This window comes from Pedobacter aquae, from assembly GCF_008195825.1.
Taxonomy (GTDB): Bacteria; Bacteroidota; Bacteroidia; order Sphingobacteriales; family Sphingobacteriaceae; genus Pseudopedobacter; species Pseudopedobacter aquae.
On sequence record NZ_CP043329.1, the window covers coordinates 1,191,498 to 1,208,356 of the forward strand.

General features: G+C 34.2%; 15 protein-coding genes. 7 read left to right on the plus strand and 8 right to left on the minus strand.

Annotated features, from left to right (window positions below):
- Positions 1-12: 12 nt before the first annotated feature.
- Both FYC62_RS05240 and FYC62_RS05245 read right to left on the minus strand, forming a co-directional pair.
- Positions 13-2,316 (minus strand): ATP-dependent helicase, encoded by a 2,304-nt coding sequence (locus tag FYC62_RS05240; RefSeq protein WP_149075852.1) that lies wholly within the window; start codon positions 2,314-2,316, stop codon positions 13-15.
- Between the two features lie 64 nt (positions 2,317-2,380).
- Positions 2,381-3,838: a tetratricopeptide repeat protein gene (locus FYC62_RS05245; protein ID WP_149074191.1), complete on the minus strand. Its 1,458-nt coding sequence runs from the start codon at positions 3,836-3,838 to the stop codon at positions 2,381-2,383.
- A gap of 212 nt (positions 3,839-4,050) precedes the next feature.
- Here FYC62_RS05245 and FYC62_RS17055 point away from each other — a divergent pair, with 212 nt between their 5' ends.
- The 3 genes from FYC62_RS17055 to FYC62_RS05255 all read left to right on the plus strand — a co-directional run bounded on the left by FYC62_RS17055 (position 4,051) and on the right by FYC62_RS05255 (position 6,597).
- A complete protein-coding gene (locus tag FYC62_RS17055; protein ID WP_168199391.1) occupies positions 4,051-4,194 on the plus strand; it encodes a hypothetical protein in 144 nt (47 codons plus the stop codon).
- A gap of 110 nt (positions 4,195-4,304) precedes the next feature.
- Positions 4,305-5,675, plus strand: a complete 1,371-nt coding sequence (locus FYC62_RS05250) for a dipeptidase (protein WP_149074192.1) — start codon at positions 4,305-4,307, stop codon at positions 5,673-5,675.
- Between the two features lie 292 nt (positions 5,676-5,967).
- Complete coding sequence (locus FYC62_RS05255; RefSeq protein ID WP_168199392.1) at positions 5,968-6,597, plus strand: hypothetical protein; 630 nt, start codon at positions 5,968-5,970, stop codon at positions 6,595-6,597.
- 56 nt (positions 6,598-6,653) lie between these two features.
- On the opposite strand, the gene FYC62_RS05260 is transcribed toward FYC62_RS05255, so the two are convergent.
- From FYC62_RS05260 to FYC62_RS05275, 4 genes are all read right to left on the minus strand, one after another.
- A complete protein-coding gene (locus FYC62_RS05260) occupies positions 6,654-7,916 on the minus strand; it encodes a nucleoside permease (RefSeq protein WP_149074194.1) in 1,263 nt (420 codons plus the stop codon).
- Positions 7,917-8,025: 109 nt separating this feature from the next.
- Positions 8,026-8,646 carry a bifunctional nuclease family protein gene (locus FYC62_RS05265; protein WP_039454325.1) on the minus strand — a complete coding sequence of 207 codons (621 nt, stop codon included), beginning with the start codon at positions 8,644-8,646 and terminating at the stop codon, positions 8,026-8,028.
- Between the two features lie 14 nt (positions 8,647-8,660).
- On the minus strand, positions 8,661-9,638 hold the full coding sequence (locus FYC62_RS05270; RefSeq protein ID WP_149074195.1) for an electron transfer flavoprotein subunit alpha/FixB family protein: 978 nt from the start codon (positions 9,636-9,638) through the stop codon (positions 8,661-8,663).
- Positions 9,639-9,664: 26 nt separating this feature from the next.
- Positions 9,665-10,402, minus strand: coding sequence for an electron transfer flavoprotein subunit beta/FixA family protein (locus FYC62_RS05275; RefSeq protein WP_149074196.1), 738 nt, complete (start codon positions 10,400-10,402; stop codon positions 9,665-9,667).
- A gap of 120 nt (positions 10,403-10,522) precedes the next feature.
- Between FYC62_RS05275 and FYC62_RS05280 the strand changes: the two genes are divergently transcribed.
- From FYC62_RS05280 to FYC62_RS17960, 3 genes are read left to right on the plus strand one after another with little or no spacing between them, the layout of a single operon-like run.
- Positions 10,523-10,852, plus strand: coding sequence for a tetratricopeptide repeat protein (locus FYC62_RS05280; protein WP_149074198.1), 330 nt, complete (start codon positions 10,523-10,525; stop codon positions 10,850-10,852).
- A 49-nt stretch (positions 10,853-10,901) separates the two neighbouring features.
- Positions 10,902-11,783, plus strand: a complete 882-nt coding sequence (locus tag FYC62_RS05285) for a chromate transporter (protein WP_317131524.1) — start codon at positions 10,902-10,904, stop codon at positions 11,781-11,783.
- A 35-nt stretch (positions 11,784-11,818) separates the two neighbouring features.
- Positions 11,819-12,067: a chromate transporter gene (locus FYC62_RS17960; protein ID WP_317131539.1), complete on the plus strand. Its 249-nt coding sequence runs from the start codon at positions 11,819-11,821 to the stop codon at positions 12,065-12,067.
- Here the strand turns inward: FYC62_RS17960 and dnaB are convergent.
- Complete coding sequence (dnaB, locus tag FYC62_RS05290; protein WP_039454321.1) at positions 12,064-13,611, minus strand: replicative DNA helicase; 1,548 nt, start codon at positions 13,609-13,611, stop codon at positions 12,064-12,066. The two genes, FYC62_RS17960 and dnaB, sit on opposite strands and share 4 nt — an antisense overlap.
- Positions 13,612-13,877: 266 nt before the next feature.
- On the opposite strand from dnaB, the gene rlmB reads away from it, so the two are divergent.
- A complete protein-coding gene (gene rlmB / locus FYC62_RS05295) occupies positions 13,878-14,657 on the plus strand; it encodes a 23S rRNA (guanosine(2251)-2'-O)-methyltransferase RlmB (RefSeq protein WP_149074199.1) in 780 nt (259 codons plus the stop codon).
- Between the two features lie 1,119 nt (positions 14,658-15,776).
- Here rlmB and FYC62_RS05300 read toward each other — a convergent pair.
- Positions 15,777-16,859 carry a mannose-1-phosphate guanylyltransferase gene (locus FYC62_RS05300; protein ID WP_149074200.1) on the minus strand — a complete coding sequence of 361 codons (1,083 nt, stop codon included), beginning with the start codon at positions 16,857-16,859 and terminating at the stop codon, positions 15,777-15,779.

The window sequence follows — 16,859 nt, forward strand, 5'->3', positions numbered from 1 at the left end:
TTCCTCTTCACGTTAATTTTTAACAATCCTCAGTTTTGCAAATTTCAGTAGTAATTGTTTTTGCCCAATCTCTTTAAAGAAAATAGTTGCTTTGATATCAGGTTTAGAGCCTTCTAAATTAATCACTTTTCCAAAGCCAAAGCGTTCGTGTTCTACCTCTTCGCCTACTTGTAGGTTAGAAGTATCATCTGGTGTAAACCCTTCGGTAGGCACATGTGCTTTTGCTAATAGGGAAGTAGTTTTTACTTTGCCAGCTACCGGTGGTTTAGGCTTAGAAAAATAATCTCCGCTACTAGTATTACTAGAACTGGTTTTACTTTGCCATTGTGTACGTTCATTCTCAAAAAACGGATTACCTGCTGGGGCCTTCTTAACAAAATCTAATTCTAAATATTTAGGGTCTATTTCATCTAAAAACCTAGAAGGCTCACAATTAATTAAGCTACCAAATTTAAATCTGGAAGTTGCATAGCTGATATGCAATTTCTTTTCGGCCCGGGTAATGGCAACATAAAATAAGCGACGCTCTTCTTCCAAATCTGCCCTAGAGTTTAATGCCATTTGAGAGGGGAAGAGATTTTCCTCTAAGCCTACGATATAAACTTGAGGAAACTCTAAGCCTTTAGAAGAGTGGATAGTCATTAAAGAAACGGTATCCTTATTATCTCCTTTATCGTTATCATCATTGGTTAATAAAGCAATATCTTGCATAAAAACATCCAGACCTTTATCTTCAATATCCTCACGCTCAGAAAATTCTTTAATACCATTCAGCAATTCCTGGATATTTTCATATCGGCTTAAGCCTTCTACAGATTTATCATCATATAAATCTTTTAATAAACCAGAATGCTGGGCAATATGTAAAGCAGCATCATAGGCACTACTATTTTTTGCAACTGCAGCAAAACTTTTAATAGTAGTGGCAAAATTACTCACAGATAATGCCGCTCTATTATCAAGGTGTTGAGCAGCATCGCTAATAATTTCAAACATGGTTTGGTTTTGCTGATCTGCAGCTACAATAATTTTATCTATCGTAGTTTTTCCAATTCCCCTTGCCGGATAATTGATAACTCTTTTAAATGCCTCTTCATCACTTGGATTAAAAGTTAAGCGGAAATAAGCTATCAAATCTTTAATCTCTTTTCTTTGATAGAAAGATAAACCGCCATAAATTTTATAAGGAATGCTTAGCTTCCTTAAAGCCTCTTCCATAGAACGAGACTGAGCGTTTGTTCTGTATAAAATGGCAAAATCGCTCCAGTTTAAAGCGTTATTGCTTCTTTCTTGTAGAATAGATTCGGCAACACTTTTACCTTCCTCATTATCAGAAAAGGAGCGGGTTATTTTTATCTTATCACCGATATCGTTCTCAGAGAAAACATTCTTATCTAACTGATTTTTATTATTTGCAATGATGCTATTGGCAACATTTACTATATTTTGAGTAGAGCGATAGTTCTGCTCTAGCTTATAAATTTTAACGTCTGGATAATCCTTTTGGAAATTTAAGATATTTTGGATGTTAGCACCTCTAAAACCATAAATACTTTGCGCATCATCACCAACTACACATAAATTATAATTTACTGCAGCTAGCTTTTTTACAATCAGGTACTGCGAGAAATTAGTATCCTGATACTCGTCTACCATCAAGTATTTAAACTTATGTTGATATTTATGTAAAACGTCTGGATGTTCTTTTAATAAAACATTGGTTTTAAAAAGTAAATCGTCAAAGTCCATTGCTCCAGCTTTAAAACAACGGGCAGCATAGGTTTCATAAACTTTACCCAACATGCCTCTGCCGGTAGAAAAATCTTCGGCTTGTATTTGCTCGTTCTGGTTGTATTCTGCAGCAGATATCAAATTGTTTTTGCACATAGAAATTCTTCCATACACAAAATTTGGGTTGTATAGCTTATCATCCAGATTCATCTCTTTCAGAATAGCTTTAATTAAGCTTTTGCTATCATCGGTATCGTAAATGGTAAAATTATTAGGATAGCCTATTTTATGTGCTTCTACACGGAGTATTTTGGCAAATACCGAGTGGAAGGTACCCATCCAAATATTTTTGGCTTCTGCACCAACTACCTTCATGATACGCTCACGCATCTCCTTTGCCGCTTTATTGGTAAAAGTAAGAACCAGTATCTGAAACGGATCTACACCTTTTGATATTAAATGCGCTACACGATAAGTAATAACTCTTGTTTTACCAGAACCGGCACCAGCAACAATCATTACTGGGCCTTGTGTTTGTTCTACAGCTTGTCTTTGTGAAGTGTTTAATCCTTTTAAATAATCCAAATCGTCTCCTTTTAACAAGACGCTAAATTAAAGAATGCTTAGGAAATAATCTTCATGTTATAGCCTAAAGATTTCCACTATCTTGGTTTGGATTTTTTAAACCATGTCTGGATGGGTCATGCAAAGCAATATTGATATCCATAATTTGTTCATCAATATCATCCACACATTTTTTCATTTGTACGATACATTCCTTTTCCTCAATTAAATTATCCTGCGAAAGCATAATTAATCCTTTTAAAGTAGCAACAGGTCCACGTACTTGATGGGAGAGGTGGTAAGAATATTCGGAAAGTTTTTGATTTTTGCTGAGTAGGTCTTTGGTACGCTCGGCAATGATTTCTTCTAATTTGAGGTTTATTCTATCTAAATCTTCTTTCTGACGAATAACTTCTTTATTTAAGGCTATAAGTTCTTGATTACTTTTTTCAGTTTTTCTTTTACTTCTAATGAGGATAAATATGATGATAGCAGAAAGAATAGAAACGATGATAGCAGCCATAAAGAGTATTCTGTTGTTTTTTTGGCGTTCTAAGCCAACCTCGTATTGTTTTTGAATTTCTGCATTTTTGATTTGTTCCTCGTTGAGTTTTACAATATTCGCTAAATTTTTTTGATATTCTATGCTATCTAATGAGTGAACTTCTTTGAGATATTCCGATGCTAACTTATAATTTTGTTTTTTTAACTCGATTTCATATTGAAGAAATTTATATTCATAAATATATTTTTGGTTAGCTAGTTTTTTAGCTAATGAGTATCCTAAATCAGCATAATTTTGTGCTTTTTGTAAAATATTTTTATAAACATAAATATATGCAAGTATATCATAACTATATAGTTTAATTGTCTCAAGCCTATTTTCATTTGCAATTTCTAAAGCCTTAATAGCATATTCTTCAGATTTAGTTATTTCATTTACATAATAATATGACATTGCAATATTAGAATAAGAAGTTGCTAAACCGATATTATTGCTAATTTTTAAAAATATACTTATTGCTTTTTCAAAATATGGTATAGAATTTTTGTAATCATTTTTTTCTATATAAAGAGTACCAATGTTAGAATTACAACCTGCAATTAAATCTGGAATGTGAGATTTATTAGCCATTGAAAGAGCTATTTTGTAATATTTAAGAGCTTGATTCTGATTCAAACCCTTATAAATACCACCTAAATTATTGTAACATCTTGCTATCCCTTCGGTGTTTTTGTTTTTTTTGAATATTTCTAATGCTTTATGATAATACTTGATACAACTATCTATTTTATTTAAAACGCTATAATTTAAGCCTATAATTCTCAATGATTCTGCTAATCCATTCTGATAGCCTATTTTTTGAGAAAGCTTTAAAGCATCATTTGCTCTTTTAATTCCTTTTAGAGGTTCAGAAAACTTTAAAGCTGACGCTTCCTTATTCAATTTTTCAACTAAAATTGTATCTGTAGAATTTATAGCAGAAACATCTAAACCTAAACAAGTTAGAAATAGTATAAAGACAATGTAAATAAACTTCATTATAATAAATAGAAAAGCTAAGTAAATGTATTTAATAAAATTAATTTTTTTTCATTGAGTATTAAAAAAACTAAAACAACATCTATTAAGAAAATAATTATTTAATTAAATAAATACTTTTTTTAATATTTAAAATTTGTTTTATTTTGTAAATATAGGTTTATATATTTAAATATTATTTCATTAAATCAAATTAATTAAATCTTATAATCATGAAAAAATTATTATTATTATCATTCTTAGCAGTTTCAGTTTTAATGGGTTCATGTAAAAAGGAAGAAGTCTTAGAAATTAAAAAAACAGACTCGAACACAGTTATGAACGGTGCTAAATTAAGACCAACATACGACGAATAATACACCATATCATATAGGGAATTGCCAAAATCTTGTAACAATTCCCTTTATAATTTACATCTCCAAATCATCATATTCAGATAATCTTATATTTGCATAAAAGCAATTTTATGCAAGAGATAAAAGAATATATAGAGCAACATAAGCCTCGTTTTTTGGAGGAGTTATTTGCCTTATTAAGGTTTCCATCAGTTAGTGCAGACCCTAAATACAAAGGTGATGTATTAAAAACGGCTGAATTTGTAGCTTCTAAACTAGCTGAAGCTGGTGCTGATTTGGTAGAAGTTTGTCCTACGGCAGGTTATCCTATTGTTTATGGCGAAAAGCTTATTGATAGCAGTTTGCCTACAGTTCTGGTTTACGGGCATTATGATGTTCAGCCGCCAGACCCTTTAGAGCTTTGGGATACGCCTCCTTTTGAACCAACAGTACGTGATGGTAAAATATTTGCCCGCGGTGCTTGTGATGATAAAGGTCAGTTTTACATGCATATTAAAGCATTTGAAACGATGATGAGTACCCAACAACTTCCTTGCAATATCAAATTTATGATAGAAGGAGAAGAGGAGGTAGGTTCTGATAATTTAGGACAATTTGTAAAAGATAATAAAGCCAGATTACAAGCCGACGTAGTGCTTATTTCTGATACTTCTATGATTAGCATGGAAAACCCATCTCTGGAAACAGGGTTAAGAGGTTTAGCCTACATGGAGGTTGAAGTTGTTGGCCCTAATCGAGATTTACACTCTGGTGTTTATGGAGGTGCTGTTGCAAACCCCGCAACAATTCTTTGCCAAATGATTGCCTCTTTACATGATGAAAATAATCATGTTACCATACCCGGTTTTTATGATGGCGTTATAGAACTTTCTGATGCTGAAAAACAAGCCTTAAATGCAGCTCCTTTTGATTTAGATGAATACAAAAAAGATTTAGCTGTTGATGATGTTTGGGGAGAAAAAGGTTACAGCACTTTAGAGCGTACAGGCACCAGACCAACTTTAGAAGTAAATGGTATTTGGGGTGGTTATACTGGGCCAGGTGCTAAAACAGTTTTACCTTCAAAAGCTGAAGCTAAAATTTCTATGCGACTTGTTCCAGGGCAAGATTGGCAAAGAATATCAGATTTATTCAAAAATCATTTCGAAAGTATTGCTCCAAAATCTGTTAAAGTTAAAGTAACGGCTCACCATGGCGGTATGCCTTATGTAACACCGGTTGATTCTGTTGCTTTCAAAGCAGCTTTCAAAGCTATTGAAGAATCTTTTGGTAAAGCACCTGTGCCTACTAGAGGCGGAGGCAGTATTCCAATTGTAGCTTTGTTTGAGCAGGAATTAAACATTAAAACTGTTTTAATGGGTTTTGGCTTAGATAGCGATAACCTACATTCTCCTAATGAGAAGTATGATATTTATAACTACTATAAAGGCATAGAAACCATACCGCTGTTTTTTAAACATTTTGCGGATTTGAGTAAGTAAACAAAAAGAGGCTGTCTTAAATTTCACCACTTTGTTTCAGGCTGGGCGCTTGCCTGCCTGAGGTAGGAGTGGAAGCATTTTCTATCCTTCGACTCCGCTCAGGATGACATTTCTTTCGACTCCGCTCAGGATGACATTTCTTTTGACTCTGCTCAGGATGACAAAGACTCAGCTTCATGTGGTAAATATGATTTCTGAAACAGCCTCTTTTTTAAGCGCCTTATTTATCATTAAGAATTTTCATCATAAAATTAAAGAATGAAAAAAATTATTAATTTTATCTTTAATTATTATGAGACACCAAAGAAATATTAATCTTAAAAAAATATTTAAGATAATATTCATCCTAACTTTCACTACATTAATTCTGGCTTGTTCAAAAGAAGAACCCGAGTTTACTTGCAATGGAGATTTCTTCTTAGAAAAAAGGATTGTAAGAGATACCAGTCCTGAGTACATTAACGCATTTCCCGCTGTAAAAAAGTGTTTTAAAGTTGTTGCTGTGACAAAGCACAGTAGAAATAATCAGTTAGAGATTGATGTGAATTTGGCAGAAGTTGGTGATGGTGCTTTAGGGAATTATTTAACTTTTACCCTTTCGTATTCTAACGTAAATAGCTTAAATCAAAATCAGGAAGCAGATATTTACAGTAATAAGGCAGAAGATTTTAAATTAAATATTCATCAATATTTGCATGACCATAAAAATACAGGAGTAAACTTCAATGCTGTTTCTAATATCTCAACATTTAAATCATCTATTAAAATGAAAGCTGGAGCTTATAATTTCAAAGTCTTAAATACAGACAAAGCTACCAGAACATTAACTTTTAGTATAGACAAGATAGTAGGGATAAGCGGACAAGATTCTTATATAGAATATCTTGGTTTTAGTCCTATCACCATCCAAATACCTGAATAAAAAAACCGATGCACATCTCTACATCGGTTTTTTTATATTTTCGAATATCTTCTTAATTAAGCTGCAGCTTTTTGTATTACACTTGAATCTTTATAGTATTTATTTTTAAAAATAAAAGGAAATATCAAAGCTAAAACCAAAGCATATCCTGCAAAGCTTAACCATATCCCTGTCCAATCCTTACTTTGATCTGCTAAAGTAAAATATTTATCTATAACAATTCCGCTAGCGAAACTCCCTAAAAGAGCACCAAAACCATTAACCATCATCATAAATAGGCCTTGTGCGCTTCCTCTTATATTGGCTGATGTTTGAGTTTCTATGTACAAAGAACCAGATATATTGAAGAAATCAAAAGCCATTCCGTAAATGATACATGATAAAATAATCATCCAAAGACCATCGGCAGGATTTGCAAAAGCAAATAATCCGAATCTTAAAACCCATGCTATCATACTGAAAAGCATCACTTGTTTGATGCCAAATTTTCTTAAGAAAAAAGGAATAGCTAATATAAAAAGCGTTTCAGAAATCTGTGAAATAGACATGATAATGGCAGGATATTTCACCGCAATTAAATCTTTGTAAGCATCAACTTTATTGAAATCATGAATATAGGTGTCTCCATAAGCATTGGTAAGTTGTAAAGCAGCACCTAAGAACATAGAAAAGATAAAGAAAATAGCAAACCTACTTTCTTTAAAAAGTTTAAAAGCATCTAAACCTAAAGCGTTAATAAAAGATTTAGTATTCTCTTTTTTAAGTAATGGAGGGCATTTAGGAAGTGTAAATGCATATAAACCTAAAAACAAAGAAACAGCTGATGCAATATAAAATTGATTGGCTGAGGTTTCATTATGCGTTAAACTAACTACCCACAAAGCGGCTATAAAGCCTATAGTTCCCCATACTCTGATAAGTGGATAATCTTTTATAACATCATAATTATTATTCTTTAGGGCGGTATAAGCAACCGTTATCGATAAGGATAGGGTTGGCATATAAAAAATCATGTTTAATAAAATAACCCAGAAAAAAGTGGTAGGATTATCTACAAGAGGAAGGTAAAAAAGAACTAAAGATCCTAAAATATGCATAACAGCATATAATTTCTCTGCATTGATAAATCTATCAGAAATGATACCTATGATAGCAGGCATAAATATGGCTGAAATCCCCATGGTAGAAAATATAGCTCCAAACTCTGCGCCAGACCATTGTTTGTTTTGAAACCAATAGGCACCAATGGTAATGAGCCAAGAACCCCAGATGAAAAATTGCAGAAAGCTCATAACCGTTAAACGGAACTTCATATTCATTATATAAGGATATTATGATTTAAAACTTAAAATTATTTTTTTAATATACGATGTTTTAAGTTTTTTCTAGAAGAGTAAAACAATTTTTAACAAAATAAATGAAATAAGATTATGATGATTTTCTTTTATTAAGTTCATCTCTAATTTTAGCGGCTTTTTCATAGGCTTCTTCTGCCAAAGCTTCCTGAAGTTTAGTTTGTAATTCTTCTGTAGAATAGCCGGTAAATTTATCTTTTCCACTAGGGGAATTTGTTGTTGAAGTGGTTAAAGGGCCATCTTCTGCAACGGGTTCTATATTGTCTAAAAACAAGAAATCATTACCCTCAATCACTATTCCTGCTGATGCTAGTATAAACTCGTAAGTATAAATGGGGCATTCAAACCTTACCGCTAAAGCAATAGCGTCTGATGTTCTGGCATCAATTTCTAAAGTTTTCTTGCCATCATTACAAATGAGCTTAGCGTAGAAAATGCCTTCAACCAGGTTATAAATGATAACTTCTTGGATATTGATATGATAAGCATCCGCAAAAGATTTGAATAAATCATGCGTTAGCGGACGGCTAGGGGTCATTTTTTCAATTTCAATGGCAATAGCCTGAGCTTCAAATCCGCCGATAATAATGGGTAGCCTTCTTCTTCCATTAACCTCGCCCAATACCAGGGCATAAGCCCCGGATTGAGTTTGGCTGTATGATAATCCTATGATATCTAATTTTAATTTCTTCATTTAATTAGACAAACCTAGTTATTTGCTTTGAAAGATTTAAGCTCTTCAATTAATTTTGGTACAATTTCAAAAGCATCACCAACTATGCCATAATCTGCAACTTTAAAAAATGGTGCCTCAGGGTCTTTATTAATCACCACAATAACTTTTGATGATGAAACACCTGCCAAATGTTGTATAGCTCCAGAAATGCCAATAGCTATATACAAATTAGGACTAATGGCTATTCCTGTTTGTCCAACGTGTTCAGAATGTGGCCTCCAATCAGCATCAGAAACAGGTTTAGAACAAGCTGTAGCAGCACCTAAAAGATTAGCCAATTCTTCAACCATAGCCCAGTTCTCCGGACCTTTTAATCCTCTACCAGCAGAAACTACCAACTCGGCATCAGGTAAAGAAACTTTATCTGTTGCCCTCACAATATCTTTAATTAAAGCAGTTAAGTCTGTTGGTTTAACTGTAGCTGCAAAGTCTTCTATAGCAGCCTGTCCTCCTGCTTCTACAATTTTATAGGAGTTTGGAGTTAATGAAATAACTTTTTTATCGGCATGAAGCTCTACATAGGCGAAAGCTTTATTTGAGAAAGCTGTTTTTTTAACAATAAATTTCCCATCATTTAGCTCTGGTAAAGATATAGCACCATCTACCAAACCAGCGTTTAATTTTACAGCTATACGAGGGGCTAAACCTTTTCCGGAGAAAGAATTAGATAAAACTACTACAGAAGCAGCTATTTTTTCTGCTGCCTCAGCAATAACAGAAGCATAAGCTTGGTTGATAAAACTCTTTAACGCATCCTGATTTACATTTAAAATTTTTGCAGCACCATAATTACCCAATTTTTGTAATTCGTCTTGGGCAACATTACCTATAGAAACAGCTGTTAAGCTGGTGTTTAATTGGTCTGCAATTGCTTTTGCATAAGATACGGCTTCAAAAATTGATTTTTTGAATTTGCCTTCTGCATTTTCTACATATACTAGAACTGACATCTTTTCTTAATTTTTTAGTGGATAGATTAAATAACTTTGGCTTCTGCGTGTAGTAAGTCTACCAATTTCTGCGGCTCTGCAGCATCAATCAGGGTAACTTGTCCGCGAGGTGCAGGTGTCTCAAATTTCACGATTTTAGAAGAAGTTTGCACTTCAATAGGCTCTAAAACTTGTAAAGGCTTTGTTCTTGCAGACATAATACCTCTCATATTAGGAATTTTCCATTCGGCAACACCTTCGGCTGTACCAGCTACGAAAGGGAAGGGGATAGCTAATACTTCTTTACCGCCTTCTATTTCTCTTTCTACCACGCCCATATTACCTTCAATATTTAACTTTTTGATGATAGAAACAGATGGGATATCTAAAATTTCTGCCAACATAGCCGGCACTTTAGCACCATTATAATCTATAGATTCTCTTCCCGCCAAGATTAAATCAAAATTTTGGTCTTTAGCGTAAGCAGCTATTTGTGTGGCTACAAAAAAAGCATCAGTAGGTACGGCGTTTACCCTTACCGCATCATGTGCGCCAATAGCCAAGGCCTTTCTTATGGTAGGCTCGGCAGAAGCATCACCAACATGTATAACGGTTACCGTTCCAGCTCCGTTATCTGTTAATTCTATAGCTCTGGCCAAAGCAATTTCATCATAAGGATTAAGAATAAATTGAACCCCGTTTTGGTTAAACTGTGTATCGTTATCACTAAAAGTTATTTTTGTAGTGGTATCGGGTACATTACTTATACAAACTAGTATTTTCATCTTTCTTGTTTATTTTGGTGTAGATAATTGATTTTATATTTTAGCATATGATGATTTCAAAACTATATGTAGTTTTATCACCTCTTAAAACAAATTTAATTAATTAAGCGAAATTCTCTCATGCCAATAAATAGATTAGAACGATTATTAGAATTCTTTAACAATGAGCCCAATGACCCCTTTCTAAAATACGCATTGGCTACAGAATATGTTCGGTTAAATAACGAAGATTTAGCTTTAAAGTTTTACCTTGATTTGGTAAAAAACCACGAAGATTATGTAGGGACTTATTATCATTTAGGTAAACTTTATGAAGGTTTAAATCAAAAAGAAGAAGCTCTTAAAACTTACGAGAAGGGTATCCAAGTAGCTAGAAAGATAAAAGATCAACACGCTTTAAACGAACTTTTAGGGGTATATAATAATTTACAGGACGAATTATTTGATTGATATTTTGAGAAAAAGGCACATCATTTTTTTAAGAGATGTAATACTATTTATGCTTACCTCTTTTGGGGGGCCACAAGCACATATCGCTATTCTTTTGAAAGATTTTGTGTTTAAAAGGGCATACCTCACAGAAGAAGAATTGTTAGAGTTGTATTCTCTTTCTCAGATTTTACCTGGGCCTGCATCCACACAAACCCTTATTGGGATAGCTTATAAAGTAGGTGGTTATTTTTTGGCTATCCTTACATTTTTCATTTGGGCTTTACCTTCTGCTGGCATCATGTGTTTTTTGGCTATCAGCTACAAAAGTTTAGCATTAAGCCAGGTATTTGTTAATATAAACCATTATATACAGCCCATAGCATTGGGGATTGTTGCTTTTGCGGCTTATTCCTTTGGTAAAAAAATCATCAAATCTAAAGTTACCCTTACTTTAACTATAGGTGCTGTTATTTGTTCGCTCATTCTTAAAAATGCTTATGCTTTCCCCATCATGATTTTGATAGGAGGGATCATTACATCAGCCACAGAAACAAAAAAGGAAGAAAACGAATTGAGGGTGAGGCTTTTTTCTAACATCAATATTAAAAAAGTCATTTACTTTATTGGGGTATTACTTTTCTTTGGTTTATTAGGCGCAACCATCAACAGAACATCGCCTTTTAGCTTACCTGTAAGGTTGTTTGAAAACTTTTACAGAAACGGAATACTGATTTTTGGAGGCGGAAATGTATTGGTGCCTTTAATGTATACCGAGTTTGTGGAGATGAAACATTATTTAACCAGTAACGAGTTTCTAAGTGGTTTTGCTATTCAGCAAGGTTTACCCGGACCTACTTTTTCTTTTACTTCTTTTCTTGGTGCCATGACTTTAGCTAACAATGGTTATGGCATTAGTGGGCAAATGATGGGGCTTTTATTGCTGTTTTAGGGATCAATTTACCCGGAATCATCCTCATTTTATTTATAGTTCCCTTTTGGGATGATTTGAAAAAGATTACCCGTATCAAAAAATCATTATCAGGAATTAATGCAGTTGGTGTTGGTTTTATGGTAGCTGCTTTTATCCTTTTAATGATTCCTATAGGTACAAGCTATACTTCATTATTAATTGTTTTAGCAACCTTTTTATTGCTACAGTTTACCAAAATAAAAACCCCATACTTGATATTAGCTGGGGTTCTATTGGGTTGTATTCCTTTATTTTTTCCTTAAAAAGGCGGGTCTTCATCATTATCCCAATTCTTAGGTTTTAGGGTGATGCTCTCAAACTGTGTAGAAGGACTTATTCCTGAGAAAGGATCTACTTGGGTATCTTTACTGCCCATGGATCCAAATCCGTCATCTAAATCAGTAAATTTCACATATTTACCAATAAATCTTAGTTGAACAGTACCTGTTTCACCATTTCTATGTTTAGCGATGATTACCTCACCAACGCCGGCAGTAGAATTACCATTTTCATCTTGTTCTAAACCGTAATATTCTGGTCGGTATAAGAATAATACCATATCCGCATCCTGTTCAATAGCACCAGATTCACGCAAATCTGATAGCATAGGTCTTTTAGAACCACCCGGACGATTTTCTACCGCTCTACTTAATTGTGAAAGTGCAATAACAGGTACGTTAAGCTCTTTAGCAACTTGCTTTAAAGCTCTTGAAATACTTGAAATCTCTTGCTCACGGTTACCGCCACCTTTACCATCAGCCTTACCTTGCATCAACTGCAAGTAATCGATGATAATCATCTGAATATCGTATTGAGATTTTAGTCGTCTACATTTAGCTCTAAACTCAAAAACGTTAAGTGCTGGGGTATCATCAATAATTAGTGGTGCTTCACTTAAATTACCAATTTTAGAAGTTAACTGATGCCACTCCCAATCTAATAAATTTCCCTTTCTGATTTTTTCTTGCTCTATTTCTGCCTCACCAGCAATTAAACGATTGGTTAATTGAACAGAAGACATCTCTAGAGAGAAAACAACTACCGGTTTGTTAAATTGTACAGCAGCATTTCTAGCGCAGCTTAAAACGAAAGCTGTTTTACCCATCGCTGGACGAGCAGCTATAATCACTAAATCAGATTTTTGCCAGCCATTGGTCATCCTATCTAAAGCCGTAAAGCCAGAAGGAACACCTGTTAAAGAATCGTCTTTATCTTTTAAAGACTCTAACATTTTTAGAGATTCTTTAACGATATCATCCATTTTACGAGAATCTCTTCTCAAGTTATTTTGGGCAATATCAAAAAGGTTTTTCTCTGCATAATCTAAGAGTTCAAAAACGTCGCTGGTATCTTCATAAGACTGGTTAATAATATCTGTAGAAATTCTAATCAACTCTCTTTGAATAAATTTCTGGGAGATGATACGAGCGTGATACTCAATATTAGCTGCAGAAGCAACACGGTTAGTAAGTTCTGTGATATAGTAAGCACCACCCACCATCTCAATATCGCCTTGTTTTCTTAATTGGGCGGTAACGGTTAAAATATCTACCGGAGATGATTGCGTAAATAATGTTTGTATAGCTTCAAATATTTTCTGATGCGCATCTTTATAAAAAACATTAGGCTTTAAAATATCGATAACAGCAGATAGGGCATCTTTCTCTAACATCAAAGCTCCTAAAACAGCTTCTTCAAGGTCTAAAGCTTGTGGCGGTAATTTACCTAAACCAGAAACCATAGAACTTAATCTGTTTCTTTTATCTTTCGATAGGGGAGACTTATTGGATTCGGCTTCTAAACTCATAACTACAAAAATATATAAATTTCCTGCATCATGTGTAAGAGTTCTTAACTATGCAAGCATAGTAAATTTAAAAACCTCATAATTAAAAGGCATTTATCATGAGTATTCAACACTCGGATGTTCATAAGCTGTTGATAAACAAAATAAAGCGGCTTTAAGATATCAACATGGGCTTGTTGATAAAAAGTGGTACTGTTAACTTATAAAAATAACTTCTTGATAGAAGGGCTTTCAGCCTGTAAAAAAACGCTATCTTTACCACAATTATGGATAGAAATTTTCAAAGACAGCCAAAAGAATCTAATCAGATGATTTTTGGTATAAGAGCAGTTATTGAAGCTATAAAATCTGGTAAAGACATAGAGTCTTTATTTTTACAAAGAGGTATAGCTGGCGGCTTAATGTCTGAATTGAAAACCATATTAAGAGAATATGATATTCCTTCGCAGCAAGTACCTGTAGAGAAATTAAACCGAATTACGGCTAAAAATCACCAAGGTGCTATCGCTTTTATATCGCCTATAACTTATCAAAAAATTGAAGATATCATTCCTACTATTTTTGAGAATGGCGAAGTTCCTTTGATTCTTATTTTAGATGGGATAACTGATGTTAGGAATTTTGGGGCTATTGTACGTACCGCAGAATGTTCTGGTGTACATGCCATTGTTGTCCCTAAAAAAGGCTCAGCTCAAATTAATCCAGATGCGGTTAAAACATCGGCAGGAGCATTGTATAAAGTGCCGATTTGCCGACATGATAATTTGCTGAGCATTGCCAGATTTTTAAAAGACTCTGGCTTACAAGTGGTGTCTTGCACAGAAAAAACAGATGATTTCATTTATAAACCCGATTATACAGCACCTACAGCTGTAATTATGGGAGCAGAAGATGAAGGTATCTCATTCGATTTAATCAGAAACTCTGATTACCTAACCAAAATTCCCATGATGGGAGAGATAGAAAGTTTAAATGTTTCTGTATCTGCCGGCATTATTTTGTATGAAGTGGTAAGGCAAAGGGTAGGAGCTTCTGCTTCTCAATAAACTCATCGAAGTTTAACAGTTTTGTCATAGCGAACGCAGTGAAGCTATCCCTTCATACAGGTCTTCATTATTTGTCATAGCGAACGCAGTGAAGCTATCTCTCAATGTAACTTTTAAGAAAGACTGCTTCGTTTCCTCGCAGTGACAAATCCTATTATTTTGTCATAGCGAACGCAGTGAAGCTATCTCTTCATACAGGTCTTCATTATTTTGTCATAGCGAACGCAGTGAAGCTATCTCTTCATGCAGGTCTTCATTATTTTGTCATAGCGAATGCAGTGAAGCTATCTCTTCATACAGGTCTTCATTATTTGTCATAGCGAACGCAGTGAAGCTATCTCTCAATGTAACTTTTAAGAAAGACTACTTCGTTTCCTCGCAGTGACAAATCCTATTATTTTGTCATAGCGAACGCAGTGAAGCTATCTCTAAAAGGTAAGAGGTAAGCTTCGCTCTTGATGATTACAAAAGTAGAAAGATGATACTACCTAAAAAGTATTTTAATTTACCTCCTCCTGCACCTCCTCCAAGAGGAGGACACCTTGCAAATGGCTTAGGAATAAGCGATGATAAGAAATATTGTCGCTGCGAGATACAAAGAAGTCTCTTTGTTTATATATTCTAAAAGAGATAGCTTCACTGCGTTCGCTATGACAAAGCGTTTGTCACTGCGAGGAACGTGGCAGTCTAGCTTCACTATGTTCGCTATGACAAGATTAAATGCTTTTACCTCCTCCAAGAGGAGGACACCTTGCAAATGGGTTAGGAATAAAAGATGATAAGAAATATTGTCGCTGCGAGATACGAAGAAGTCTCTTTGTTTATATATTCTAAAAGAGATAGCTTCACTGCGTTCGCTATGACAAAGCGTTTGTCACTGCGAGGAACGTGGCAGTCTAGCTTCACTGTGTTCGCTATGACAAGATTAAATACTTTTACTTCTTCCTACACCTCCTCCAAGAGGAGGACACCTTGCAAATGTATTAGGAATAGCCTATCTTTAAAATACAGGCTAAAAGAAAAAAGCTTCGTTTCGCAAATGAGAAAACCTAAACATCCACCTTTCAGGCTCTTTTAACTTTATACTTTTTACTTTCTACTTTTTACGACTTATAACTCCTAAATAAACTTGCTTCCAAACTTGTGCTTAACATCTGCAACTACTTGTTTCACATGTTGCTCGTTATTTCTTGGGCAAATTAATAGGGTATTGTTAGATTCTACCACGATATAATCATGTAAACCTTCTAAAATCACCAGTTTATCAGAGGGTACATTTACCATGCAGTTAGAAGAATCGTACATCATGACTTTTTCTGAATTGATGACAGCATTACCTACATAATCTTTCTCAGAAAGGTCGTAAACAGAAGCCCATGTACCTAAATCAGACCAGCCAAAATCTGCTGGCATAACATATACGTTTTCTGCTTTCTCCATTACACCATAATCTATAGAGATATTAACACACTTCTGGAAACCAGCTTGTATATATTCTTTTTCTCTTGGGGTATTGTAATGCTTTTCGCCTTCACTAAATATCTCAGCAATATCTGGTAAAAACTGATTGAAAGATTTAGCAATAGCTTTGGCAGACCATACAAATATGCCGGCATTCCATAAGAAATCGCCACTAGCTAAGAAAGTTTCTGCAATTTCAAGACTAGGTTTTTCTGTAAAAGTTTTAACCTTATGTAGGTTATCAAGCAAAGTTTTATCTGAATATTGGATATAGCCATAACCCGTATCTGGTCTAGATGGTTTAATACCTAGGGTAATTAAACAATCGTGTTTGCTGGCAGCATCTAAAGCTTTATTGATGATTTCAACAAAGTTTTCTGTATCTAAAATTAAATGATCAGACGGTGCTACAATAATATTAGCATCAGCATCAATGAGCTTTATTTTAGCCGTACCATAAGCAATACAAGGTGCTGTATTACGCATAATAGGCTCGCAAATAATTTGATGGTCTTGTAAATCGGGAAGGTGTTCTTTAACCAAATCAAAATAACTTTCATTGGTTAAAATAAAGATATTTTCTTTGGGTAATATCTTTAAAAATCTATCGTAGGTATTTTGTATTAAACTTTTGCCGGTTCCTAAAATATCTAAAAATTGTTTAGGATAAGTGGTTCTGCTAACTGGCCAAAAACGACTGCCAATACCGCCAGCCATGATAAGTGCAAAATTCTTGCTCAT